This window comes from Pusillimonas sp. T2 (assembly GCF_002236805.1).
In the GTDB taxonomy this organism is placed as follows: Bacteria; Pseudomonadota; Gammaproteobacteria; order Burkholderiales; family Burkholderiaceae_B; genus Neopusillimonas.
In genome coordinates this window covers 1-25,969 of the sequence record NZ_NIQA01000005.1, presented here as the reverse complement: position 1 = coordinate 25,969, position 25,969 = coordinate 1, and the positions used below count along the sequence as shown (strand labels likewise).

Here is a 25,969-nt window from a genome sequence, read left to right as displayed (position 1 = left end):
CCTGCAACAATGGCTTAAAGGGTATGTATCGGCACAGCCGACACAAACGCATCGATAAAATCGGGCATAAGTACGGCCTCGGCACGCCCCCGTTTGGTAATGCGATAAAAACTCAGCGACGCCGCTGGCTCATTAATAATAGCGGTGCGCACACCATAACGCTTGCAAGCCGCATTGGCATACGATGGCACAATAGCCGTACCCAGCCCCGAAGACACCATCGCAATCACGGTTTCAAAATTATTCAGGGTCAGGCGCTCTTCGTTGGCTCGGCCTATGGCCGCCAGGTGTTTCTCGACCACTTGCTGAATGCGGTTTTCGGGCGGCAACCCCATCAGCGGCACGTCGATCAGGCTTGACCACGGAATAACCTTGGCATCGGGCAGCGGCCCGCCCTCAGGCGCATTGAAATCGACTGGCGCCACCCACATCAGTTGATACTCGAACAATGACACGAGCTCGACACCGGACGTCGGCTTGAAAAAAGCCCCCAGACCGAAATCAAGCTCGCCGCCTTCGACCATATGCTGCACTTGCGCCGGTATGGCATCGACCAGACGAATGTTGACCTCCGGGTGCATCAGGCGGAACATCCGGCATGCCGCCGGCAAAATATTGGAGGCCACCAACGGCGTCACACCAACATTCAAAGTCTGATTCGCACGGTCGGTCAGTTCGCCCAGGTACTGGGCAGACGATTCCAGCTCTTGCACCATACGAGACGCCACCGGCAGGAACTCTTGCCCAGCGGCGGTTAGCGTAACGTTACGGGTGGTGCGGTCGAACAAGCGACAATTAAGTTGCGACTCGAGCTCGCGCATCATGATGCTGAGGCCGGCTTGCGTGACGTGCATCTGTTCGGCGGCGCGTGTGAAATTACCCAGCCGCGCCACATGCAAAAACGCTTTGATCTGCCGAAAACTTATATTCATAAACTATTATTATTAATTCATTTTATATTCAAATTTCCATGATACCCCCGAGTCCTTTCTAATAACCTTAGTATTAGCCCGGAGACAAACTCATCATGACACTTGCACACCATTACATCGACGGCCAATGGGTCACCGCCGTTTCAGGCACTGCCACCACCGGTCCCATTCTTAATCCCGCCACGTCTGAACATGTGATGGACTTCTGCGACGGAACCACTGCCGAAGCGCAGGCCGCCGTTGCTGCCGCTCGACGCGCATTCAACGACACAAACTGGAAGCAAAGCCCCCGGGTTCGGGCCGAGGTCTTACTGACCTTTGCGACCAACCTCGAAGCCCGTAAAGACGAAATTGCCGACTGGATCGTTAAAGTTAACGGCAAATTACGCCGTGAAGCCATCGGTGAAATCATGGCTGGCGTTTCTGAGCTGAAGTACTACGCCGGTCTGGCACGCAACCAATTTGGTCGTATCCTTGAAATTGAGCCCGGCTGTTTTTCTACGCTAGACCGCGAAGCCGCAGGTGTCGCTGCCATTATTTTGCCCTGGAACGCGCCCATCACGTTGCTGATCCGCTCACTGGCACCCGCCCTGGCGGCAGGCTGCTCAGTCGTCATCAAGCCCGCATTCCAAACTTGCATCGCCAATAACCTGGCGCTCGAATGTGTCGTCAACGACGAGCGCATGCCTAAAGGCATTATCAACTCGGTCATTGAATCGGGAACCGACGTATCTCGCTATCTGTGCGACACCATCGATGTCGACGTCATCAGTTTCACCGGGTCTTCACATGTGGGCAAGCTGATTGCCGCAGCCACCGCCGGCACGCTCAAGCGCCTGTCCCTCGAACTGGGCGGCAAAGCACCTGCCATTGTTTTCCCCGACTGCAACATGGACAAAACCGTCGCGGGCATTGTGGCCGGCGGCATGGTCATGGCCGGCCAGCAATGTACCGCCATTGCGCGTGTTCTGGTCCACGACAGCATCTACGACGAGTTCCGCGCCCGCCTGACCCAGGCCCTGAAGAACCTTAAAGTCGGCCCGGGCACTGACCCCGAAGCGCAAATGGGCTGCCTGATCGACATTCGCAACCGCGATCGCATTGCCGACCTGGTCGCCAAAGCCGAGCGCGAAGCAAGAGTCGTCCTGAAAGGCGAGATTCCGGGCGGCGATCTGGCCAAAGGGGCGTTCATCCGACCCAGCCTGATCGAAGTCGACGATCTGAACTCGCCGTTTATTCAAGATGAACTCTTCGGCCCCATTCTCGTGCTCGAACGCTTTACGTCAGAAGACGAAGCTGTTTCGCGGGCCAATGCCACGCGCTACAGCCTGGCGTCCAGCGTCTGGACGGAAAACGCCCTGCTGGCGCGCCGCATGGCATCACGCCTGAACTTTGGCAACGTCTGGTGCAATAGCCACAACCGGCTGTTTGCCGAAGTCGAAACCGGCGGCTACGGCGACAGTGGTTACGGCAAACTGCACGGTTGGGAAGGCATGTACGACTTCATGAAGACCAAGCACTTCTACCTCGAAACCAAATAAGCAACACACATGACACCGGCGCCAAAGCAGCCCAAGACTGCGCGCGCCGGTTAAGAAACACCGCAGGAGACAACAATGTTTATCAAGAATGCCTGGTATGTTGCAGCATGGGGCAATGAAATCGGTCGCCACCTGACCCAGCGCTGGATCACCGGCGAACCCCTGGTTCTGTTTCGCACCGAAGCCGGCGAAGTCGCCGTCCTTGAAGACCGCTGCGCGCACCGTCGTGCGTCTCTGTCCAAAGGCAACTTGGTGGGCGACGCCGTTCAATGCGGCTACCACGGCATCACGTTCGATTGCTCCGGCAAATGCACGCACATTCCTGGTCAGGACAAAATCCCGCCAGCCATGCAGGTGCGCCGTTACCCGGTCATTGAAAAATGGAAATGGATCTGGGTATGGATGGGCGACCCCGACAAGGCCGACGAATCACTGCTGCCCGAGTTCCAGTACAACGACATGCCCGGCTGGCTGGCCACCGGCGGTTGCCTGAAAGTCAATGCCAACTATCAGTTACTCACAGACAACCTGCTCGACCTGACCCACGAAACCTATGTGCACGGCAAAACCATTGGCAACTCGGCTATTGTCGAAACCCCTATGGAATACCGCGTTGAAGGCGACGAAGTGCATGTGCAGCGCATCATGCGCAACACGCCGCCACCGCCGCTGTTCAAGAAAGTGCGCGGCTTCACCGGCAACATCGACCGCTGGCAGGTCATCCGCTTTCAGATGCCGGCCAACGTTTCAATTGACGCCCGCGGCTACCCCGCCGGTGTCGACGACCTTGAACAAGGCATGCGCTGGTTTTCGATCAATTCGATTACCCCTATCGACGAGCGCAGCAGTCTGTACTTCTGGACGATCACCCGCTGTTTTGCACTAGATGACGACAATCTCACCCAGATGATCAACGATCAGATTCTGAAAACGTTTCTGGAAGACGTTGAGGTCCTGGAAGCCCAACAGCAACTTATCGAAACCGACACACGCGCCAACCCAGACATCAGTATCCGGGCCGACAGCGGCGCCATTTCGGCACGCCGTATCGTTCAGCGTCTGGCCCAAGCCGATGCAACGCAGGCCCAGCCCGTCGAAGCCAGCGTCAACTAACAAACGGCAGCCATTTCCCGCCGCCCAGCATTAACTCACACAAGACATGACGACAGAAATTACCGCAGCAGTCAGCCGCAAGTCCGGCGAACCATTTTCCATCGAAACCCTCACGCTTGAAGACCCCCGTGATAACGAAGTCCTGGTTCGCGTCGTTGCAACGGGTATCTGCCACACCGACGTCAACATGCGTAATTCCGACGTTTTTGTACCCAAGCCCATCGTACTGGGCCACGAAGGTGCAGGCATTGTCGAGCGCGTGGGTCGATCGGTACAAAAGGTCAAGCCGGGCGACCACGTCGTCATTTCGTTTGACTCGTGCGGCACTTGCCAAAGCTGCCGCAAGGGCGACTCAGTCTACTGCCAGCATTTGGGGCGACATGCGTTTTCGGGCAAGCGCATCGACGGCTCTACCGCCTTGAAAGCCGGCAGCGAACCTGTTCACAGCCATTTCTTCGGCCAGTCTTCGTTTGGCACCTACAGCCTGTGCACCGAGCGCACCGTGGTCCCCGTCGACAAAACCGTCGACCTGGAGCTGCTGGGCCCGCTGGGCTGCGGCATCCAGACGGGCGCCGGTGCAGTCATCAATTCATTAAAAGTAGCGGCTGGCAGCCGTATTGCCATTTTGGGCACCGGATCGGTCGGGCTGGCCGCCGTCATGGCCGCACGCCTGTGCGGCGCCGCCACCATTATTGCCGTCGACACCCAGGACTCGCGTCTGGGCTTGGCGATGGAGCTAGGAGCGACACACACCATCAACGGTGCAAAAGAAGAAACCTTTGATGTCATTCGCAGCTTGGCCCCCGAAGGCCTGAACTACGTAGTAGACACCACAGGCAGCCTGCCCCTGATCAAGAACGCCGTCAACCATTTGGCCCCGCGCGGCGTATGCGGCCTGATCAACACCGCCAAGGGCGCCGACGCCCAAGTCAATATTTTGCAAATGGTACTGGGCGGCCGCACCGTGCGCGGCATACACCAGGGCGACAGCGTCCCCGACATTTTCATCCCGCAAATGATCGAGCTCTACCGCCAAGGCCGCTTCCCGTTCGACCGGCTGCTTAAGTTCTATGACCTGGCCAACATTAACCAGGCCATGGAAGATATGGACAAAGGCATCACCATCAAACCAGTGGTGCGGATGGGGTAGGAAGATACCCTTCTGGATGCGGCAACCTAAGACTGATTTTTCACTTAACCAGTCGCATCCGGTGGCACGCCAGGCATTATTCTTACACAACGACTCTGGCGGCTAAGCGCGTTGTTTACCTGTGTCACCCATTATCTCGCGGTTAGCCGCTTTCAGGGCTTACACCTATCGTCTCAATATGATATGTTCAAGCCAGCGAAAGTTAGTCCGGAACCTTTAGGCGCTCACACAGGTATGAGTGACGCTACAGATCGTTCCAACAACATCCGCAAACGAGCAAGGCCCTAATCGACGCCTTCATCACTGGCACGGCCGGCAGTCTTAAATCCTTGTAAGCCGTCCTTCTACTCAGTCTTTTTTGAGGGCATTATTCCCAAGCCTCAGAGGGGCTCAATGGGCCTAAGCCACCTACTCCTGAATAAGAGAACTTGCAGATGAAGAGTTCTATCAAGTCATTTCTTATAGCTAACTAGACGCGGCCTTGGCGAAATGTTTAGACTCAAACATCACGGTACCGATGACTCAACAGCGGCAACCCGCTCCCGTAAAAGCTTTATTAGAAGATGTGTGCCCGACGTTTACACCTATGCCCAAACTGAAGCGTGATCTTGCAAATCGGGCCCCAAATCATGAGAGATGTTGACCTTAACATTCGCCAACTGCGCAACTTCGTTAAAGTAATTGAGACAGGCAGCATAACGCGAGCAGCCGAGCTACTGTTCATAGCCCAACCTGCCCTTAGCCTAAATATTCGCCAACTGGAAGAATCGTTCGGCGTCCCGCTTCTGAATCGACACTCGCGCGGCGTCGAACCGACTGAAGCGGGAGAGCTTCTGCTCAGCCGAGCACAATTTTTATTTAGCTTTATCGACCAAATGCGTACCGATATATCAAATATCGGACGCTCCAGCCAACACACTATTTCTTTGGGGCTAACTCCGAGCCTCATGACGTTGGTTGGCGCGGAGGCTCTCATAACCTCCCAATCCAAGCTTGAAAATACGTCTTTAACCTTGCGAGAAGACCCCAGCTTCATACTCGTGGACGCTCTAGAAAACAAAGAAATTCTTTTAGCATTCTCATATGCACCTGTAGAACGTCCTGGCCTTCGATCGATAGCCGTCTTGCAGGAAGTGCCTTTACTAGTGACACGCACAGATCTTGCCCCAACCAAGAATGCTGTTAGCTTGGAGGAGGCGTTGCAATACCCCATTGCCCACGGAGGCAAGCGCGACGTTGGTCGTAGATGCCTAGAATTCGTTACTAGCGAACGCGGCATTCCCTTCAAGGTTGACTATGAAATGCAGTCAATTGCCGGTATCCGCGATATCGTAGCGCGTGGCGCTGCGGCCAGCATTTTGCCCTATGGGGCAATTTGTCGCGAGGTTGAAAGTGGTACCTTAGCTGTTCGCCTGATCAACGAACCATTACTGAAACATACCATGCACATCATGTGCCCGGCCAAAATGGGTACGACCATCGCCGAGGAAATGCCCGACCTGGTTCCTTATCTGCTGACATTAATAGACCAAATTGTTAAAAAACAACTGGGCTATGCTAAAAAAATTAGCTCAGATGAAAGCCTATACGACTTTTTCCGAGCCAACTAGTTAGCCAACATCGGCATGTGCATCATGCGCGACTAAACGACTTATTAACCTACCTGTCCCTTGTACCAATCAAGGATCTCAGAACCGGTTGCAAACCAGGCTCCGCCTTTATTGCGGATATGCTTTAAAGCCAGATCAAAATATTTACTACGATGTGGGCGGCCTATAAGAAACGGGTGAACAGATATCGCCATGACGCGCGCACTATCTTTTGCATCCTCGTACATGACATCGTAGGTATCGCAAATTTGTTTGGCGAATTGTTCAGGGCTCTGCTTAAGATCGAGAAATGCCGGAATGTCATTCATTTCAATTGCGTAAGGCAATGAATATAACGATCCTTTTTTCACACTCATGGGGTAAGGTTGTTCGTCGTTAACCCAATTTGCGTTGTACTCAATTCCTGCCTCAGCAAGAATATCGGGCGTATTGTAAGTTTCCGTAAGCGCCGGACTTAACCAACCTCGCGGTTTCGTTCCAGTCGCACTTTGAATGGTTCGAACAATATCATTAATTAGTGCGCGCTCTTCATCGATTTCAAGGTGAGCAATAAACTGTGAGTTGTTCTTGCCGTGCCCCATCCATTCCCAACCACACGCATTACCCGCCTCAATCAACTGGGGGTAAAGCTCACAAACATCGGAGTTCAGCGCTACCGTCCCTTTGACACCATGTTTTTCCATAACCTCAAGCATGCGCCAAAATCCCACACGTGGTCCGTAATCGCGCCATGCATAATTAAGAATATCCGGTGCCAAACCTGCAGTGACACCGGTAATCGATGTTGACGGCCGATCAAATAAGAAATGCTCTACGTTGGGAATAACCCAAACAGCTACCCGATTTCCATCCGGCAATTTTAACTTTGGACGACTGACAATCGGGGAAAACTCAAAGCGATCATGATTTTGCATTCTCGTTGCTCCATTTTCTCTAGTTGTACCGCGCAATTCAATTACTTACAGCACCTCTTCAGACAAGCGACTCAAATAGCCCATCACCTCGGCGAGCCCCACAACGTCGCAATATTTGGCATGCAAGTCAAACAAGCTTTGATCGTGTGCTGCTTTGGACCGATCATTCACGCCTTCACGAACTACCATCGGTCTCAAGCCATTCTGGACCGCATCAATGGCGGTAGCTCGCACACACCCGCTTGTCGTGCAACCCGTAATAATTAGAGTGTCGCGCTCATGCGCCACCAAACGCGACAATAGGTCTGTTCCAAAAAAACTTGAGGCATACTTTTTGGTAACGATAGAGTCGCCCTTCTGATAGTGCAGACGCTTGTCGAGCTCGACGGCAGGCGTACCTGCCCGCAAAGTTGCTGAACCCGCTTGCTTCAATACCCAGACTCCGCCATCTTTCAAGCTGGCATCATCGTAGGCTACAACAGTAAAGAAAATGGGCACATTTACTTTTCTGCATTCATCGATTAGCCGATTAATAACGACGACCTCGGCGTCAAGATCCGCACCCAACGGCATATCAGGGTTGGTAAACCCATTAATGACGTCAACAACGATCAAAGCAGGTCGCTTCCCGAACCCCATGATCTGTCCAAATCCCCTCGCCGTGAAAAACGCTTCATCGGAATTTTCCTGCTCTTGCATGTCACCCTCCAGTTAAAACCAAATAAGTCGCTTACGGCCCATTTCGAACAACACGAATGCCTTGATGCAAACGCATCCGCAAATGCGCACCGTCGGTAATAGCCACAACCAACAATATGAGACCGGTTACCACATCATGAACGTACGGATCCACACCCAACGAAGTTAACCCTGTGCGAGTCACACATAGAATCAACATACCCGCGGCAATCCCCATAGGTCGGCCAACCCCACCAGATAACGACACACCCCCCAAAATAACAGCGGCAACTGCGGGGACTAAGACATCCGTAACGCCCCCAGATGGTGAGGCCGACGACAAACCGAAACTCAACATAGCGCCAGCCAAAGAAGCTAAGGCGCCAGACACCGAAAATACGCCCAATAAAATTCTGTTAGGGTTAATACCGGCAACGACACTCGCGTTCCGATGGCTACCAATAGCCACCATGTCACGACCTACTCGGGTTAAGCCCACAAATAGGGCAGCGACGACAAACAGCGCTATAACAACCAAAGCACGCGGCGACAAACCCAAAAACCACGTGGTGTTGATCGCAATAGCAACATCCATTTGATTAAACGGAATCGTTTGATTTCCCGTGATGACATAAGCCAACCCCAACCAAGTCAGTAGCCCTCCAAGGGTGACGGCTACCGAACTCAGGTTAAACTTGATCATCAAATAGCTTTGCAACACCCCCCCCGCGCAACCAACGAATACGGCGAGAGCCAAACCCACTAGCGCTGACTCGTTGCCAAACAACACAGCGATACAGCCGCCCAAAGACATCATGCCTGCGACCGAAATATCGAACTCGCGGACAATCATTGTTAGACCTAACGCTAACGCAACCAAACCAATTGTGGCGAAGTACTGAAAAACACTCGAAAGTGTTCGTGCGCTTAAAAAATCGAAGCCTGGAGCCAAAAACGTAAATACCAGAATGACCAGGAGCAATAACGTGTAAGAACGTAGCGTTCGATTCAAAAACCATATTTCGACTGCACGAGTCATGATGCAACCCTCCTGCCTTGCACCAATATCGCCAGCAAAACGATGACGCCAATCAAAAAATACTGATACTGCGTCTCAAATCCACGCAACAGCAAAATACTTTGCAAAACCGCAATGACCAAGACACCAATTACTGTTCGCAGCACTGATCCGCTGCCTCCGGCAATAGCGGTACCGCCAACTAAAACCGCTGAAATTGCGCTGTAATCGTAGCCAATGCCGAACTCCATTGTTCCTGAACCAAAGCGTGCCGCCAACAAAAGGCCACACACACCGGCACACAAGCCTGCCAACGCATAACACCCAAGTACCGTTCGCCAAGTCCGAATACCCGCGACAACACTGGCATTAATATTGGAACCAACCAGTAAAATATGCTGACCAAAACGGGTAAATCGCAGAATCAACTCACCCAGAATGGCTATAGCGACAAAAACGACCATGGCGGCGGGCAACCCAAAAGGTCGACTCTTGAGCCAGGCGAATACATTGGTCTCAACGTACAAGCTTTGTCCGCCAGAAAAGTATTGGGCGGTGCCGAATAGAAGGCTTAAAGAGGCGATGCTAACTATGAGCGGATTGGCGCGAAATACCCCAACGATCAGTCCCTGAATACCGGACACTGCCAACGCAAACACCAACCCAATCGCGATAGCCATACCCGCACCAGCCGAAGAATAGTGCGCGATCAGCATTGAAGTTGCGGCCGCCGTTGCTCCTAGTGCGAACGACATAATGTTTCCCGATATGGTGATGAACGTCATTCCCACTGCAACACAGCCAACCAAAGAAACCGTACCGCTTAACGCCATCATATTTGGCAAGCTAACAAAACCCGGAGTGGTGAATGCAACAACTAGCAAAAACAACACGCCCACTAGAGGTAGCCCCGGCTTTTTCCAACGCCTGGAGGCAGAGTTGGTAACTAACCCGGTCCCTGACGGTCTCATAGCGTCTCTCCGGCAACAGAATCTGCCTCGTGTGTAATGTCGGCCAAGACGCGTGTAGTGGATATGCTTTCGGCAGCATACTGACCGACTTGACGCCCTTTATATAAAGTAATAACAACATCGGCCATTTCCACAACCTCTTCGATGTCAGTAGACATCATCACAATGCAATAACCTTGTGCGCATACCTCCCGCATCAAACGATAGATTTCAGCGCGGGCCCCAACGTCCACCCCTCGAGTGGGTTCATTCATAAGCAGAACGCCGAATACTTGGTCAGTAAGCAGCCTGCCAATGGCAATTTTTTGCTGATTTCCGCCGCTTAGGCTACTGGCCAACATTGACAAACGAGTCACTTCAAGCGTTACGCGTCGAGCTAAAGTGTCGGTGATCTTCCCTGCTTTTTTAGTATCTATCACACCCGAATGCGTAACCCGATCAAGTTGTGTTGCTAACAAATTGGTATGTACTGATTGCGTCAGGAAAATACCCTCAGCAGCCCGATCTTCGGAAACAAAGCGCATATTGGCTTGCAATGCGGCAGGAACCGAACCCAACGCAACAGCACGCCCTTGGACGAAGACTTCACCATGAACGTCGTAAACAAGCCCTGCTAATGCGCGAACGGCTTCGGCCGCGCCGGAGCCAATCTGACCAGCAATACAAACAATTTGCCCCGGGGCAGCGCGAAAATTTAAACCATGCAGCCGGCCCGGCACACACAAATTGACAACCGTTAAAACAGGCTGCTTGTTAGCAACGCGATTATGCTCGGGATACATTTGATCGAGAGAGCGCCCCAACATGTGTTCAACCAACTGCTCACGACTGCATTGCGCGACAGGCAGCGTTACCACCGCTTCACCGTTACGCAAAACAGCGACCCGATCACAAACTTCAAATATTTCTGCCAACCGGTGCGTAATGAATACTATTGAATGCCCCGCATGACGCAAACGACGCAACACGCCAAACACACGTTCGATTTCTGCATCGCTTAGCGTGGCAGTGGGTTCATCGAGCAGAAGAACACGTGCGTTTCTAGCCAGCATTCGCCCAATTTCCAGTAACTGCCTTTGCCCCAACGACAACGTGTGTGCCTGCTGATCGAGCGCGACATCGACCAAGCCAACCGTATCAAGTAATGTCCTAGCTTTGCTCCGCCATACCCGACGACGATGAAAGAAAGGAATATCGAGATGGCCCAGCCAGAGATTATCCGACACAGAAAGGTGCGGAATGATGCTCAATTCCTGAGAAACAAACGCCACACCACAGGCTTGGGAATCGGCGGAACCCCTGAAATTTCGGGCAACACCATCAACATAAACCTGTCCGGTTGTGGGCTGATGGATGCCAGTCATAATCTTTACCAAGGTGCTCTTGCCGGCACCATTCTCACCGCACAAGGCAATCACCTCACCTTTAGCTACTGAAAATGATACCGACTTGAGTGCCTCGATTGGACCAAATGATTTACTGACACCTCGTGCCTCGAGTACCACCTGCGACACGCGACCTCCTTTATCCAGTTAGAACGTGCAAGGTTCTGCGTATGTATCTACATTCGCCTTGGTGATCGCAACGGCCTCAAGGAAGTTATTCTTCTTAACCGGTTTTTTCTCGAGAAAATCAACCACTGCGGCTACCGCTGCTTTACCTGTACGTGTCGGCATTTGAGTGGCCGTACTGTGTTGCTCGCCTGAACGAATATGGTCAATACCAAACTTCATGCAGTTAGAGCTCACCACCAATAACTTGCCTTTTTCATTGCCTAATGGCACACCTGCAGCCTTTGCGGCCAGAATGACGCCATGAGCAACGTTATCCGCCATCCCGTAAACCGCATCCAGACCACCTTGTGCCGCGTACCGGGCAAACAACTGCCCCGACACACGTTCAGCGGTCGCCGTATCCCATTTCACGTCCTCAGTTGCGACTATTGAAATATTTGGGTGCTTCTCAACAACTTGCTTGAACCCGGCCAGACGGCGTGGTGCCACGCCCTCGGCAAGCGAACCAGTAACCAACGCCACCTTGACATTGTCACGACCTTTAACAGCTTCGACCAGCGCTTCACCAGTAACTTGCCCCAGCTCGTTATGGTTCTCGCCAATAAAAGAAACGTAGAGGTCATCCGCTCCTTCGGCAAGTGGAGAGTTAACGATAAAAACGGGCAAGCCTGCATTTTTTGCAGCCGTAAGTGGAGGTACGGCGGCACGTTCACTAATGGGGGTAATCATCAGAATGTCGTACTTCTGGGCCACAACATCGTTGATCTGCTGGCCTTGCAGGGCAGGGTCATAAGGGCTGGTTAGAACGGTGACCTCCATGCCCTTCGCTTTAGCTTCTTCTTGAATAGTAGAGGCCAGCTTCGCGATGAATGGGTTACTGGTTGTTGCAGTTAAATAAGCAATTTTTTTGCCTGTTGTCGTGTCGCTCGCCAGAGCAACGTTCGCGTTAAGACCGAACAAACTCGACACGGTTACTACGCCGGCAATGAAGGATTTATGAATGCGTCCCACGGGTACTCTCCTGTGTTGTTTTACAAGGTAAATCGCACCTAGCTATGGAACCAAACTTAAGCTAGTCGGCTCATTGAAGCACTGCAAACCCACACAGGTCTAATACAATTTAAGCGGCCCCTGACATATTAAAATTCTTATAAGTGTTAATGCTAGGACAGCCACTCGCGGCAAGTCAGTACGCCTTGGCACTAATACAAATACCGCCTTAGCCTGCACCCGCTTTTCGGAAAATTGCGAAACGCCGGAACCGCTACTTTCGGGTAGTTATAGATCCTTGCCAGTAAGGATTGCGCTGTTGACTGTCCCTCACAAATCCCTGAATAGTTCAAACATTACCTTGCGCAACCAAACTACGCCCGGATCACGATGAAATCGCTCGTGCCAATGCTGCATGACAAGTATGCGTGGCGTTTTGAAAGGAAGCTCAAAGTACTTGAGCACGCCTCGCTCGGCAAAAAATCGAGCCATCGCCTTAGGCAAAGTCACTATGTAATCGCTAAAGGGAATTATGGGCGGCACAGCCAAATAACTTTCGGCCTGCCACCCTATATGCCTGACGATACCGGCCTCTTCGATAGCATTGTTAAGCACCCAATGTCCGGTTCCCTGCAGCGAAACAGCCAGATGCTGCTCTCCGGCGTAGTCCGACCAGGAGATCTGACGATCAATTCGAGGGTGATTGCACCTTACTGCACCTACAAAATCCTGCTCGATCAATAACTGTTGATAAATGCCCGGGCCAAGTTGGGGGGAAAAGGCAATCGTCAAATCAATTTCGCCTTCGGCCATGAGCGCACCTGTATCCTTGCTGATCGAACGAAACTCGAAACTGATGTTTGGCGCCTGGCGCTGCTTGAACTCAAACAACGGCTTAAAGAGCGCCAAATAACCCGCATCGGCCATCGCAATGCGAAACACCCGATTTGAGGTACCCGCATCGAACGGATCCCTTGAGCTCGTCGCGTCGCACAATAAGCGGTAAGCTTTGCCCAAAGGTTCCTGCAGCGACAACGCATGCGGCGTTGGTGCCATCCCCGCATTTGTACGAACAAACAACGCATCACCGAACTGTCGTCGCAAACGCGACAAACACATGCTTACCGCCGGTTGGGTCATATGCAAAGCCTCTGCTGTCGCAGACACACTGCCCGTTCTAAACATTTCATCAAACACCGCAAGCAAGCGAAGATCCAGGTTCTTGATTGAACTGTTGAGCATTTAAAAACACCGCTTATCAATTTTATTGATATAGAGTATAGCGATCTCAAAATAGACGGCTCGGGTGCCCGGCACTAACCTAGTAGGCGTATATACCAACAACACAAGCAACAAAGCCACTTTTGCCCATTACAGAGGTCGCACAATCATGGATACAGCCCAACCGCTTTCGACAGATACGGACTCAACAGATATTGATCACCTAACCCCAGCCAACGCTGAGCTAATCAACGACCTGGTAACGGCTAACCACATTCTGTACGCCCAGGGTGTGTTAGACGCCTTTGGTCATGTGAGCGTTCGACACCCCGAGAATCCAAAACGCTACCTGTTGTGTCGCAACATGGCCCCAGGTCAAGTTGCGGCCGAAGATATTATTCAATATGACCTGGACAGTCGGCCCCTTGATGCAAATGGTAGGAAGGTATATCTGGAGCGGTTCATCCACGGAGAGATCTACAAAGCTCGCCCGGACGTCATGGCCATCGTACATAGCCACTCACCCTCCGTCGTTCCGTTTAGTGTTGTGCGCACCGCTCCACTTCGACCCGTTTGTCACATGGCTGGTTTCTTGGGCATTGGCGCACCGATATTTGAAATCAGCGATGAAATCGGAGACGGCAGCAATCTTCTGATTACCGACCCACCTCTAGGAAAGGCCCTAGCTCGAACCCTGGATAAGAAAACACTCGTTTTGATGCGAGGCCACGGGTCTACCGTCGTGGCAGATGACCTAAAGAAAGTTGTGTATCGCGCCGTGTACGCTGAAATTAACGCAAAGACGCAACTGCAAGCATTACAGCTTGGGCAACCACGCTACCTCTCGGAGAAAGAGGCTGCAGCAGCTACTGAAACGATCGAAACACAAGTCATCCGGGCCTGGAATCTCTGGAAACAAAGAGCTAACGAGGTCAACTGAGGGCAGTACAGATTGACGTTAATGAATTAAACCTCATCCGCTTCTTCTGCCAACCTTAGTCGGGCCAGATGTCGTGTTGAGGGTACTTTTCTATTCTCAGAGTGCAGCAGCTCTTGCTCATCCATAGCCAGATTTTCAATAACTTTGGCCAACACTTTTCTCGCTATAAGCACTTCCTGTACAGAAAGACCTTGCACAGCCAAAGCATTAACTTCCTCGGCAAGCGGCAGGAGGGTTGTCTTTAACGACTTGCCTGAATCGGTAAGGTATAGATAAACGTTCTTTCGATTCCCCGATTTTTGCTTACGCTCGACGTAGCCCAAAGACTCCATCGCGCGGATCGCCGCTAATGTTGTTGGCGCCGACATCCCCGCAATTTCGCTCAATTCGCGCTGAGTTAATCCGTCGTGCTCCCACAATATGCGCAAAAAAGACCAATGCCCGAATGAAACCGAGTGATCTATAAGTCGAATTTGAAGCGACCTCTCCATGGCGCGCCGGGCATCTTTAATCAGGTGTGCCAAACGGTCTTGCGGGATTGATTCCAGCCAGTCGCGACGGCCCAGGACAACATTCTTCTCAGTCATTACCAATAACGCTCCAAAATTTACGCAGTACTCTAAGCCACGATCCCGGCCTTTACCTGATGGGATAAGCGTACCTCTTTGCCAGTTCGGGCAGACTCCAAAATGGCCAGACACACCTCGATGTTTGCTCGTGCCCAAGCCGCAGAATGTAACGGTGGGCGCACCTCGCGCACGCTAGCCCATAACTCATCAACCACCTCGACCCGAGGCACATCACATTTCGGCGTTGGCCGGAGTTCCCGTTGTGTATTTCCACACACCCATAACCCTTCCGGCGTCAAACTAATATCTGCATGATCCATCGAAACAATTACAGGCCCAAAGTGCTGATGATAGGCCCCCGCGGAAACCGACATCGGGCGATAGGCACTGCCGCCGTAGTTACGAGCGGCCTTAAGTAGAGCCTCCTGCTCCGCATTCGCCGATGCTAATCGGGCACGTATCTGACCATAGGCATCCAATGGCTTTATTTCACCCATCTCGCTAATGTTGCCCATTAATTGATCACTGTCGTAATGCGCAAAGCCACTGTAAGTCAACGAAGCAAACGCCCCGCCCTCAAATCCAACCAGCGCCATATAGGCGCCTTCGGTAGGTCGTGTCGCGTCCCAACAACCTGTGTACGCTCTAACACTCACAGCCTCGCCACCAAGTAGCAAGCGCACGATATCAACCTGATGAGCAGCCTGACTGAACACAACCCCGCCACCCTGACGCGTATCCAGCTCCTCTGGTCGCCTCGGACGGTATAGATAATCTGTGTAATTCATCGTATGCAACATTCGAGGCCTACCCAAAGTGCCTGACTGTATCAATCGAGCAGCATGCAAAACAGGGCCGTCAAAGCTATGCGAATGTCCCACCACGATAGGAACCCCTGCCTCATGTGCTACGTCCACAATACGTGTGCAATCTTCCAGCGTTATGGCCAGGGGCTTTTCTACAAGCACCGCCTTACCAGCTGACGCCGCTATAGCGACATGCTCAGCATGGTACTGGTGGGGGGATGCAATATACACAGCCTCAACCAACGGATCGCCGCAAAGCGCCTTCACTGAGTCATATACGCGTCCACCAAAATCCACCTCGAATTGCGCGCAGGGACCCGGCTGGGGATCAACGGCCGCCACCAAGCGGATTCGCTCGTCCTGAACAAACGTAGGAAGCATCAGCGTAAACGCGCGCCCCAAACCCACGACACCCAACCCGATCGGTTTCTTCTCCATTCGCCCCCCTAAACATATTGCCACTAAGTTAGATATCTAATAATATAGTCCAAATATAGTTAGATATCTAACAATAAATGCTGGTCACCACAGGCGCATTCATTTGCGCGCGACAACATAAACGGAGGTAGTCATGACACCCGAAGAAAACGATCTTCTTTGCCGAGTTACCGGAGACGCTCCGATGGGGCAACTGATGCGACGTCACTGGACGCCTGTCTGTCTTGGGGAAGAAGTCGCAGAACCCGACGGCACACCCGTAAAAGCAAAAATATTCGGGGAACCCCTTGTCGTATTCCGAGATACCTCAGGCAAAGTAGGCGTCATCGCAGAACACTGTCCTCATCGGGGTCCATCTCTAGCCTTGGGCCGAAACGAAGAGGGGGGACTGCGCTGCTTGTATCACGGCTGGAAATTCGATATTCACGGAAACATTCTCGAGATGGTCTCCGAACCGGGTGGCAATCGCATGGCGGCCGGCATCAAACATCCGGCCTACCCCGTTAAAGAATGGGGCGGTATGATTTGGGCCTATATGGGTCCGCAAGATGCTATCCCAGAGTTTCAGCCGCCGGCATGGGCGCCAACGGCAGATACACAAGTCACTATTGCAAAGGCCGTTCTACCTTGCAACTGGGCCCAAATTCTCGAAGGCGCAATCGACTCAGCACATAGCTCGAGCCTGCACTCTTCTGATATGGTCTCCACAGAATCAGTCAGCGGCGCAGAAGCCACGGACAGCCTATGGCTTCGTCCATCTAACGACAAAGCGCCACGGCTTCAAATCGATAGAACGCCATACGGCTTTCGCTACGCCGCCATTCGTATCCCGATACATAATGCCGACGTTAACGATTACGTGCGCTCCACGGTATTCGTAGCCCCGGCAACTGCCCTAATACCGCCAAACAATCTTTATAACGTCGCCAACATTAACGTGCCGGCAGACGACACCACTACTGTTTTCTATTTCATCGCGTGGGGTCATCCTGCTCAAACCCCAAATACCGAACAATGGCGAAAGTTCTTGGGCCAAACTGTGGGTGTAGACCTGGACCAGAATTATCGGCCACTACGCACTGTTGAGAATAATTTCTGGCAAGATCGTGACGCCATGAAAGCAGGTAACTTCACTGGCATCACCGGTTTCCCGAACCAAGACGTTGCCATGTGGTGCACGATGGGCGCTATTGCCAACCGGACCGCCGACCACCTTGGGGCAAGCGATATCGCCGTAGCAGAGTTTCGCAAGCAAATGCTTAAGGCAGTGCACGCATTCCAGGAAACCGGTGAGGTCATTGGCGCTGGCACCTACGCCATACCCAAGCATATCTGCGCTTTTCAGACCATGGTACCCAAGGGGACTGACTGGAGAACACATGAAGTTGGCCCTGTCTGGGAATCCGACAAGGCAACGGCGTAACTGCCCACGACCCAAATTTACGTAGAACTAATACAGGAGCATGAATTGGCACGACTACAACTTTCTATCGCTATGGGTGACTACGACCGCACCAGAGCACTGCTGGACGGCAATGCGCTGATTGATGGCGTCGATCCGGTCTACATGACACTGTCACCGGAAGAGATATTTTTTCGGGCCTTCCGGAACACTGAGTTTGATATTGCGGAAATGTCGTTCTCTAGCTATCTGGTGAAAGCCTCACAAGGGCAAAATGCTTATGTTGCCATTCCGGTATTTCTTTCACGTGCCTTTCGTCATACCTCAATTTACGTTCGCACCGACCGAATCAAGCGACCCGAAGACCTGCGCGGCCGGCGCATTGGCCTGCCAGAGTACCAACTTACAGCTAACGTATGGGCGCGAGCAATTCTTGAAGATGATTACGGCGTGACGCCTTCAAGCGTAACCTGGGTAAGGGGCGGTATTACAGAGCCAGGTCGGCCTGAGAAAATCAAACTCCAACTGCCAAACGACATTCGGCTTGAGAACGCACCCGAGGGCGAAACCATTTCAGAAATGATAAGCCGAGGCGACATCGACGGCTTCATTGGACCTCGACCGCCCGCAGGCAGCGCCGCAACAAATCCAAACGTTGGCTGGCTATTCCCTGACCCCACAGCAACGGCAAAAGACTACTTCAAACGAACGGGCATTTACCCAATTATGCATGTCGTAGGCATCCGCAAAACCCTGCTAGAGCAGCACCCCTGGCTAGCGAATGCGGTCTATAAGGCGTTTGAACAAGCAAAACGCTTCGCTCTTGAAAAGCTGGCTGACACGTCTGCGACAAAAGTCACGCTTCCCTTCGTAGAAGAACAGCTGAAAGCCGCGAAAGCACTCATGGGCGAAGACTATTGGTCATATGGGGTTGATCGGAACAGGAAAACACTCGAGGCCTTCGTCCACCATCATCACAAACAAGGGCTTTCGGCACGCTTAATGAGTGTCGATGAAATTTTCCATCCCGCCACATACGAAACCGTCAAGATTTAAGTCAGCATGAGGTCGGGTAACTTCCATTCCCCGGCCTCGCCACAAATCTTAGCGTGCCGCGTAATTGCCACGCGGCCGTAATACAAAGCCCGCCAGGCGTTGCTCAAGAACATGAGCAATCCATCCTGCCGATCGACCTATTCCCCATAGCGCCCCAGCCGTGCGTTCGGGCAAGCCTCCGGCCAGACACAACATCGCCAGCCCCACTTCGATGTTCGGATGTATACCAAGGCGACTCTGAACATCCTCGATAAACCGAAAAGCCAACTCTGACTGCCTGGACTGCTTTCCTAGTTTCTTCGCAAGCTCAATCAACAAAACAGCGCGAGGGTCTCCTTCAGGGTATAAAGACAACGCAAAACCCGGCAGCCTTTCGCGATGACGATCGGCCTCGTCTACTCGGACGCGAATCTGGGCCTGCGACGCAAAGCCCCGAAGCAATTGATCCGCTTGGTCACAGCCCCCGCCGAGCGTACTTCCAACTTGGGTTGCCAAGGCTGCAACAACGCAAGCATGCAAACCAGCGCCGACCGAAGCGGCAATACGTGCCGTGAATGTCGCAGGTGAAAGCTCGTGATCAGCCCCGACAATCAACGCCGCATTGATCGCATCGACCAAGAGCGGATCTGCGGGCATGCCCAACGCATCAACAATGTGCGCAGCAATCGGCTGCTCGCCAACTGGTTCGTGAAATTTTTTCTTTATCCCTAGAATGCCGCAGCAACCCACAAAAGCAAAGATCAGTTGACGCGAGTAACTTGTTAAAGACCCGCTTCGGAGCTCCTCGGCCAGCGTCCCACCCCCCATAGAGGTGGCTGCAATAGCAAGCACCCGCATCATGCGCAAACTAGGCATACGCTCGATATGCATGCCGTCAAGTGCCCCCTGAACATCGATATCCATCGGCTCGACGGGCCAAGTATGCCGACCGCTTGGAAGCACCCCGGACCAAAGCAACTCGGCAACACCTTCAAATGCGCCTGGGTACGTCGCCAACTCGGTTGCCAAGTACCCACGGTATTTTGGCCCCCGGCTCGTAATCTCGGTAATGCTTGTATTAATAACCGGCTGCCCCCAACGCATCGCGCTGGCCGCTACCGCCCCGTGACCCAGGCGAGACTCGCTGCGCGCTTTCAACCCAAGGACATCCTGACGCAAGTAAAGGCTCTCACGCCCCGTCGACTGCCCTACCGGATGTAATTTCCCACGGCTGACATACGTATAAAGCGTTGCAGGCTTGACGCCAAGCACCTCGCAAGCCTGCTTTGCGCTCAAGAGCTCTGAGTCCTGCAGGCTATCGGGAGAAATGGGGTTTTTCGTTTCTGGCATACGTCCTAGGTATTTATATTGATCGATTGTTGAATCGAGATTGAATCAATGTTTACTGATCGATAGACTACATTCAAATACACAAGAAAGTCCAGTATCAGCTAGTTAAACGGAGACAAGAATGGAAACGAGCAGTTCGGTACAGCGCGTTGTAGTAATCTCAGGCGCAGCGCAGGGCATTGGGCGGGCTTATGCTCATAGATTTGGGGCATTGGGCTACAAAGTTGCGGCGTTAGACATCAACACAGAAGGCGTTGCCAATGTCGCCGCCGAAGTCCAGGCCAATGGCGGGCAATGCATTTCAGTCGCCGTCGATATCGGCAATGAGTCCTCGGTTCAAAACGCGCATCAAAAAGTCTTAGAGGCATATGGGCAGGCCGACATCCTGATCAACAATGCGGCCATTTTCTCGACGCTCAAAATGCGGCCTTTCGAAGAAATCCCAATGGACGAGTGGACAAAAGTACTGCACGTCAACATCACTGGCACTCTGCTAATGGTTAAAGCGTTCCTGCCGACAATGCGCAAAAACAATTGGGGCCGCATCATCAACATTTCGTCCGCAGCAGTAACAATGGGCCGGCCGCATTATCTTCACTACACGACATCCAAAGCTGCAGTTATAGGCATGACCCGCTCTATGGCTAAAGAACTTGGACGCGACGGCATTACTGTCAACGCCATATTGCCGGGCGCAACCGATACGGAAATCTCGAGGGAAACGGTAACGGCGGCGCAAAAACAAGCGCAAATAGCGATGCGCTCTATACCCAGGGAAGAGAACCCCGAAGACTTGACTGGCGTCGCCGTATTCCTGGCATCGGAAGATAGCCGCTTTATTACGGGTCAGTCATTAATCGTAGACGGCGGGCTGACCTTCCTGTAACAAGGGCTCAGCAGTATTGTTGCAGCGCTCGCCTTTCACAAAATACATAAATACGCAGCCCCCCCAAAAACCAGAGGAGACAATCATGACACTTACCAAGCGATTTCTGCTGGCAGCAGCATCCATAACACTCGCAATGAGCACTTCAGCCCAAGCCGAACAAATTACTATTCGGGCTGTGAGTGCATGGCCTGAAGGCAACTTCTTCTCGCAAAACTTCGAGAAGTTTGTCAAGAAGGTGAACGAAGACGGAAAAGGCGACATACAGATTCAATATCTGGGCGGCGGGGCAAAAGTAATGCCCCCATTCGAAGTCGGCAACGCAATCAAAGCTGGCGTTATCGATATGGCAAACGTCACCGGCAATTTCTACACGAACCTGCTCCCCGAATCAGATGCGCTGTCGGTCAGCACGGTACCCGTCCAGGAATGGCACAAAAACGGTGCTTACGACTACATCAACAAAATCTGGGGAGAGAAACTCAATGCACGATATCTTGGTCGCGCCATTGATCAAATGCCCTATCACCTTTTCCTGAAAAAATCGATCTCTTCGCCAGATCTGAAAGGATTGCGACTGCGCGGCATCCCAATCTATCGCTCATTCTTTGAATCATTGGGAGGCTCGGTGTTAACTATCGCCCCTGGCGAGCTTTACACAGCACTCGAACGGGGGGTCGTCGACGGGTACGGCTGGCCTGTATCGGGCATTTTCGACCTCAGTCTTCAGGAACAAACCAAATATCGTGTTGAGCCTGGTTTTTACAACACAGAGGTTGGTGTACTAATAAACGCAAACACCTGGAACAAGCTCAACGACAAACAAAAGGAAATTCTGAATAACGCTGCACGCTGGATGGAAGACCTTAACCTCGACAATGCAAAAATGTGGGAAGAGGAGAAAAAACGTCAAGCGGCTGCAGGTATCGAAACCATTAGTTTTGACGCCAAAGAAAGCGCGGCTTACGTAGAAAAAGCAAACAACACCATTTGGGCCAGCATTATTTCGCGAAGCCCGGATCATGGCCAAAAACTCCGCGATCTAGTAACGAAATAACGCCGGTCGGCAACCATGAGCTTGAGGACTTAAAGCATGCTGGATCAAATCGATCATTATTGGGAAAAGCTTCTCAATGGACTTGCATTAGTTGCTTGTCTACTCATCATAATCATGGTTGTCGTGATCTGCGCCGACGTAGGGACTCGGGCGATGAAATGGGGCAACATCCCCTGGTCGCCTGAGGTCGCCGAATATACACTCTACTTATCCACTTTTTTAGCTGCTCCTTGGCTGCTGCGCGAGGGCAAACACGTCCGCATGGACATGCTCTTACGAGCGATTCCATCTAAAGCCGCCTGGGCGACCGAATTAGTCGCCGACATCATCGGCGCCGCAACAGCCTTTGTCTTGACCGTATCAAGCATACGCGCGGTTACCGCCAGCGCAGACAGTGGTTCGCTTGTCTTGAAAATTTTGGTATTTCCAGAATGGTGGGTGCTGGCGCCCGCGGCGGCCATGTTTTTTATTCTCGCCATCGAGTTCCTCTTCCGAATTCATCGGTTATTGACGGGCACCAGAACCCTGCGGGCAGAAGCCACGTCAGTAGCGTAACGCCAGATAAATCAAAAAGAGACAAACATATGGACTGGACGACAAACCTGGCTCTCCTGATGGGCACGATCGTACTTTTAATGCTGATCGGCCTACCCGTCGCCATGGCTTTTCTGGCCTCGAATGTTATTGGCGCCTTCCTGTTCATGGGCGGCATTGCGGGCATTGACCAATTGGCCCGCAACTCAATTGCTTCGGTCATTACATTCTCACTCACACCTATCCCTCTCTTTGTATTAATGGGAGAAGTGCTATTTCAAACAGGCTTGGCACTCAAAGTCATCGACGGCTTCGATAGATTGATCTACCGAGTCCCAGCACGCCTTCCAATCATTTCGGTAGTTGCAGGAACAGCATTTTCGGCTGTTTCAGGATCGACAATCGCAACTACAGCTATGCTGGGCAGATCCATGACGCCCGTCATGCTCAAGAAAAAATATCATCCTAGTCTGGCCATGGGGCCGATTATCGCGATTGGCGGTGTCGATATGCTGATACCACCATCTGCACTAATCGTTCTTTTTGGTAGCCTCGCAAACATTTCAATCACAAAGCTCTTGTTTGCCGGGATTTTGCCTGGCGTGGCACTTGCCTGTCTTTTTGTACTTTACATTCTTCTGCGCGCAAAAATCTCACCATCAATGGTGCCGACCGACGACGTGGGCACCCGATATTCCGGGTGGGAAAAATACAAGCCGTTGGTCACGTATGTCTTGCCGTTAATGTCTATTTTCGCGGTGGTCATTGGCACCATGACCGGCGGCATAGCAACACCAACAGAGGCGGCCGCATTAGGTGCAGCGGCAACCATCGTCTTAGCGTTAGCCTATCGCGCGCTAACGCTCTCAAGCCTGCTTGCATCTCTGAAAGGCACAGTTCATGTGTCGGGAATCATTCTTTTTATCATCGTAGGAGCCACCTCATTTTCACAGCTATTGGGAATGTCCGGCGCAACCAACGGGTTCCTGGGGATGATCAGCGAAATGAGCCTTGGCACGACAACACTATTGATCATGATGATTCTGGTGTTAATTGTTTTGGGCTGCTTCGTTGATCAAATCAGCATGATGCTGCTTACGCTGCCATTCTTTATGCCTTTAGTACTAACTGCAGGCATCGACCAAATCTGGTTTGGCGTTTTATTCCTAATTGCCATGCAAATGGGGCTCATGACGCCACCGTTCGGATTATTGCTCTTCACCATGAAAAGCGTAGTACCGCCGTCAATATCCATAAACCAGGTGTTCGCGTCGGCAATGCCATTCGTAATAATCAGCGTGCTTATGCTAGTCGTCATATTTTTGGTTCCTAGCGTTGCCACCTGGCTACCGGGACTTATCGGCTAATTCGCATTGCACAAAAAGTACGCAAACTTTCTTCGCTACCTTAATACCAACCGCCTGAAGCAACCGTCATGACACAACATAAAACAAACCTGACCAACGAAGATTTATCCTCCCGCGTCCCAACTATCATGCCGTCACAGCTCGGACATTATTGGGGGGGCGAATGGCATTTCTCGGCTGACAATGGCTTTATCGAATCTATCAACCCATCAACCGGCAAACTACTTGCATCACTACCCATTGCAAGCGATCAGCAGGTAGATTTGGCGGTCACAGCGGCAAGCAACGCCTTCGAAAAGTGGCGCACCACACCGCCACTTGAACGTGCGCGCCTTATGCGAAAGGCGGCCACACGAATCAGGGAGCATGCGGAAGACTTGGCACTTTTAGATGCCGCCGACTGTGGTAATCCCGTCAAGGCCATGATCTTCGATGCAGAAATTGCCGCGACCCAACTCGAATACTTTGCGGGCCTTGTACTTGAAGTTAAGGGGGAAACAATACCTACGGGCAACGGCTCTTTGAACTACACCCAGCGCGAGCCACTGGGTGTAGTTGCGCGCATTTTCCCCTTCAATCACCCTTTTATGTTTGCCGGTGGCAAAATTGCAGCGCCACTCGCCGCCGGCAACACGGTCGTTGTCAAACCGCCAGAGCAAGCGCCTTTATCCACCATTAAGTTGATGGAGCTTTTGGCAGACATTTTTCCGGCAGGGGTCCTAAACTGCGTCGTCGGCGACCGCAATACAGGCGCCGCTCTTGTTGCCCATCCGGAAGTTGCAGCAGTAGGGCTAATTGGCAGCGTACAGGCAGGCCAGGCCGTGCTGCGAGCAACCGCCACTGACATGAAGCGCACGCTACTTGAACTGGGGGGTAAAAATGCAATGATCATTTACCCGGATGCAAACCTTGATCGTGCCGTAAGCGGAGCAGTGCGTGGAATGAACTTCACCTGGTGCGGCCAGTCTTGCGGATCAACCAGTCGGCTATTCATTCATGAAAGCTTACATGACCAATTTGTCGAGGCTCTCATTCAAAAGATTCACCAAGAGCACAAGCCAGGCATCGCAACCAACCTAAGCTCAACTATGGGCGCCCTGGCAAGCCCTGCGCAATATCAACGCAGTCTCGAGTACATCGAAATTGCAAAAGCCGAGGGGGCAACCCTGGTTTGCGGCGGCAAAAAACCCGACGATCCGGCGCTCAAGGACGGATATTTCTTAGAACCCACCGTTTTCACCAACGTCACGCCAAACATGCGCATTGCCCAAGAAGAGGTATTTGGCCCTGTACTTTCTGTACTTAAATGGAATGATGAAGACGCCCTTATCAACGATGTAAACAGTACCGAGTTCGGCTTAACTGCATCAATCTGGACGCGTAGCTTGGTGACTGCTCACCGGGCGGCCGCTAAAGTGCAAGCTGGCTATGTCTGGGTCAACGATTGCTCATCACACTTTATCGGAGCACCCTTTGGGGGCTACAAACGCTCTGGTATTGGCAAAGAGGAATGTCTCGAAGAGCTGTATGAGTTCACGCAACTCAAAAATGTAAATGTGTCGATGATCGACTAAAAAATATCCGGCATTTTTGCCGGATATTTTTCTTTGAAACTATACGTTGGATAAGTCCTGAAGATCACATAGCTTCTGCTTTTAAACCCAAAAGCTCATAAGCTTGGTACAAGTATGTTGTATCAACATACTTTTCAGGGCTTGCATCTTGAGCCACGCGAACACCGCGGTCTCTTTTCATCATGCTTAAGGCAGTCTCGATAGAGCGCCGCTCAAGGCGCAAGTCGCTGGGCAGCGCTTCATCAGTTGTATGGTCTTCCCACGCCCTTTCTAAATAACGACGTTCAATTCGCATATGCTTCCCGGCAATTTCTATTGCGCCCTCGCGGTCGTCAAATGTAAGCGTGTGGCCAACCCCA

General features: G+C 52.2%; 23 protein-coding genes and 1 pseudogene. 12 read left to right on the top strand and 12 right to left on the bottom strand.

Going from position 1 to position 25,969, the window contains the following annotated elements; translation table 11 throughout:
- Positions 1 to 14 precede the first annotated feature (14 nt).
- Positions 15 to 932: a LysR family transcriptional regulator gene (locus tag PuT2_RS09795; protein WP_093970872.1), complete on the bottom strand. Its 918-nt coding sequence runs from the start codon at positions 930 to 932 to the stop codon at positions 15 to 17.
- A 95-nt stretch (positions 933 to 1,027) separates the two neighbouring features.
- Here PuT2_RS09795 and PuT2_RS09790 point away from each other — a divergent pair, with 95 nt between their 5' ends.
- The 4 genes from PuT2_RS09790 to PuT2_RS09775 all read left to right on the top strand — a co-directional run bounded on the left by PuT2_RS09790 (position 1,028) and on the right by PuT2_RS09775 (position 6,346).
- Positions 1,028 to 2,473, top strand: a complete 1,446-nt coding sequence (locus PuT2_RS09790; RefSeq protein ID WP_093970871.1) for an aldehyde dehydrogenase family protein — start codon at positions 1,028 to 1,030, stop codon at positions 2,471 to 2,473.
- Positions 2,474 to 2,548: 75 nt separating this feature from the next.
- The gene (locus tag PuT2_RS09785; RefSeq protein ID WP_093970870.1) at positions 2,549 to 3,586 is read left to right on the top strand and encodes an aromatic ring-hydroxylating dioxygenase subunit alpha; all 1,038 of its coding nucleotides are present in this window, start codon (positions 2,549 to 2,551) and stop codon (positions 3,584 to 3,586) included.
- Positions 3,587 to 3,632: 46 nt separating this feature from the next.
- On the top strand, positions 3,633 to 4,736 hold the full coding sequence (locus PuT2_RS09780; protein WP_093970869.1) for an NAD(P)-dependent alcohol dehydrogenase: 1,104 nt from the start codon (positions 3,633 to 3,635) through the stop codon (positions 4,734 to 4,736).
- A gap of 629 nt (positions 4,737 to 5,365) precedes the next feature.
- On the top strand, positions 5,366 to 6,346 hold the full coding sequence (locus tag PuT2_RS09775) for a LysR family transcriptional regulator (RefSeq protein ID WP_093970868.1): 981 nt from the start codon (positions 5,366 to 5,368) through the stop codon (positions 6,344 to 6,346).
- Positions 6,347 to 6,390: 44 nt separating this feature from the next.
- Here PuT2_RS09775 and PuT2_RS09770 read toward each other — a convergent pair whose 3' ends face one another.
- The 7 genes from PuT2_RS09770 to PuT2_RS09740 form a co-directional block, all read right to left on the bottom strand.
- On the bottom strand, positions 6,391 to 7,260 hold the full coding sequence (locus PuT2_RS09770; RefSeq protein ID WP_093970867.1) for a polysaccharide deacetylase family protein: 870 nt from the start codon (positions 7,258 to 7,260) through the stop codon (positions 6,391 to 6,393).
- Between the two features lie 45 nt (positions 7,261 to 7,305).
- Positions 7,306 to 7,959, bottom strand: a complete 654-nt coding sequence (locus PuT2_RS09765) for an isochorismatase family protein (protein WP_093970866.1) — start codon at positions 7,957 to 7,959, stop codon at positions 7,306 to 7,308.
- A gap of 31 nt (positions 7,960 to 7,990) precedes the next feature.
- Entirely contained in the window at positions 7,991 to 8,977 is a 987-nt protein-coding gene (locus tag PuT2_RS09760; RefSeq protein WP_093970865.1) for an ABC transporter permease, read from the bottom strand.
- A complete protein-coding gene (locus PuT2_RS09755; protein ID WP_158214031.1) occupies positions 8,974 to 9,855 on the bottom strand; it encodes an ABC transporter permease in 882 nt (293 codons plus the stop codon). Before PuT2_RS09755 ends, PuT2_RS09760 begins: the two co-directional genes overlap by 4 nt.
- A 68-nt stretch (positions 9,856 to 9,923) precedes the next feature.
- Positions 9,924 to 11,441: a sugar ABC transporter ATP-binding protein gene (locus PuT2_RS09750; protein ID WP_093970863.1), complete on the bottom strand. Its 1,518-nt coding sequence runs from the start codon at positions 11,439 to 11,441 to the stop codon at positions 9,924 to 9,926.
- 18 nt (positions 11,442 to 11,459) lie between these two features.
- Positions 11,460 to 12,452 (bottom strand): sugar ABC transporter substrate-binding protein, encoded by a 993-nt coding sequence (locus tag PuT2_RS09745; protein ID WP_158214030.1) that lies wholly within the window; start codon positions 12,450 to 12,452, stop codon positions 11,460 to 11,462.
- 309 nt (positions 12,453 to 12,761) lie between these two features.
- Positions 12,762 to 13,673, bottom strand: coding sequence for a LysR family transcriptional regulator (locus PuT2_RS09740; protein ID WP_093970861.1), 912 nt, complete (start codon positions 13,671 to 13,673; stop codon positions 12,762 to 12,764).
- A gap of 148 nt (positions 13,674 to 13,821) precedes the next feature.
- Here PuT2_RS09740 and PuT2_RS09735 point away from each other — a divergent pair, with 148 nt between their 5' ends.
- Positions 13,822 to 14,592: a class II aldolase/adducin family protein gene (locus PuT2_RS09735; RefSeq protein WP_093970860.1), complete on the top strand. Its 771-nt coding sequence runs from the start codon at positions 13,822 to 13,824 to the stop codon at positions 14,590 to 14,592.
- A gap of 26 nt (positions 14,593 to 14,618) precedes the next feature.
- Here PuT2_RS09735 and PuT2_RS09730 read toward each other — a convergent pair whose 3' ends face one another.
- Together PuT2_RS09730 and PuT2_RS09725 are read right to left on the bottom strand one after the other, a co-directional pair.
- The gene (locus tag PuT2_RS09730) at positions 14,619 to 15,179 is read right to left on the bottom strand and encodes a MarR family winged helix-turn-helix transcriptional regulator (protein WP_233574886.1); all 561 of its coding nucleotides are present in this window, start codon (positions 15,177 to 15,179) and stop codon (positions 14,619 to 14,621) included.
- A 32-nt stretch (positions 15,180 to 15,211) separates the two neighbouring features.
- Positions 15,212 to 16,405: a Gfo/Idh/MocA family protein gene (locus PuT2_RS09725; protein WP_093970859.1), complete on the bottom strand. Its 1,194-nt coding sequence runs from the start codon at positions 16,403 to 16,405 to the stop codon at positions 15,212 to 15,214.
- Between the two features lie 133 nt (positions 16,406 to 16,538).
- Here PuT2_RS09725 and PuT2_RS09720 point away from each other — a divergent pair, with 133 nt between their 5' ends.
- Together PuT2_RS09720 and PuT2_RS09715 are read left to right on the top strand one after the other, a co-directional pair.
- On the top strand, positions 16,539 to 17,828 hold the full coding sequence (locus tag PuT2_RS09720; protein ID WP_093970858.1) for a Rieske 2Fe-2S domain-containing protein: 1,290 nt from the start codon (positions 16,539 to 16,541) through the stop codon (positions 17,826 to 17,828).
- A 45-nt stretch (positions 17,829 to 17,873) separates the two neighbouring features.
- Positions 17,874 to 18,863 (top strand): 4,5-dihydroxyphthalate decarboxylase, encoded by a 990-nt coding sequence (locus PuT2_RS09715; protein ID WP_093970857.1) that lies wholly within the window; start codon positions 17,874 to 17,876, stop codon positions 18,861 to 18,863.
- A 48-nt stretch (positions 18,864 to 18,911) separates the two neighbouring features.
- Here PuT2_RS09715 and PuT2_RS09710 read toward each other — a convergent pair whose 3' ends face one another.
- A complete protein-coding gene (locus PuT2_RS09710; RefSeq protein WP_093970856.1) occupies positions 18,912 to 20,192 on the bottom strand; it encodes a citrate synthase in 1,281 nt (426 codons plus the stop codon).
- 121 nt (positions 20,193 to 20,313) lie between these two features.
- On the opposite strand from PuT2_RS09710, the gene PuT2_RS09705 reads away from it, so the two are divergent.
- The 5 genes from PuT2_RS09705 to PuT2_RS09685 all read left to right on the top strand — a co-directional run bounded on the left by PuT2_RS09705 (position 20,314) and on the right by PuT2_RS09685 (position 25,610).
- Positions 20,314 to 21,078 carry an SDR family NAD(P)-dependent oxidoreductase gene (locus tag PuT2_RS09705; protein ID WP_093970855.1) on the top strand — a complete coding sequence of 255 codons (765 nt, stop codon included), beginning with the start codon at positions 20,314 to 20,316 and terminating at the stop codon, positions 21,076 to 21,078.
- 85 nt (positions 21,079 to 21,163) lie between these two features.
- Positions 21,164 to 22,135, top strand: coding sequence for a TRAP transporter substrate-binding protein DctP (dctP, locus tag PuT2_RS09700; RefSeq protein WP_093970854.1), 972 nt, complete (start codon positions 21,164 to 21,166; stop codon positions 22,133 to 22,135).
- A gap of 36 nt (positions 22,136 to 22,171) precedes the next feature.
- Entirely contained in the window at positions 22,172 to 22,690 is a 519-nt protein-coding gene (locus PuT2_RS09695) for a TRAP transporter small permease (protein WP_093970853.1), read from the top strand.
- 29 nt (positions 22,691 to 22,719) lie between these two features.
- Positions 22,720 to 24,036 carry a TRAP transporter large permease gene (locus tag PuT2_RS09690; protein ID WP_093970852.1) on the top strand — a complete coding sequence of 439 codons (1,317 nt, stop codon included), beginning with the start codon at positions 22,720 to 22,722 and terminating at the stop codon, positions 24,034 to 24,036.
- 68 nt (positions 24,037 to 24,104) lie between these two features.
- Positions 24,105 to 25,610 (top strand): aldehyde dehydrogenase family protein, encoded by a 1,506-nt coding sequence (locus PuT2_RS09685; RefSeq protein ID WP_093970851.1) that lies wholly within the window; start codon positions 24,105 to 24,107, stop codon positions 25,608 to 25,610.
- A gap of 64 nt (positions 25,611 to 25,674) precedes the next feature.
- On the opposite strand, the pseudogene PuT2_RS09680 reads toward PuT2_RS09685, so the two are convergent.
- Positions 25,675 to 25,969 (bottom strand): annotated as a pseudogene (locus PuT2_RS09680) (ABC transporter substrate-binding protein); the annotation flags it as partial.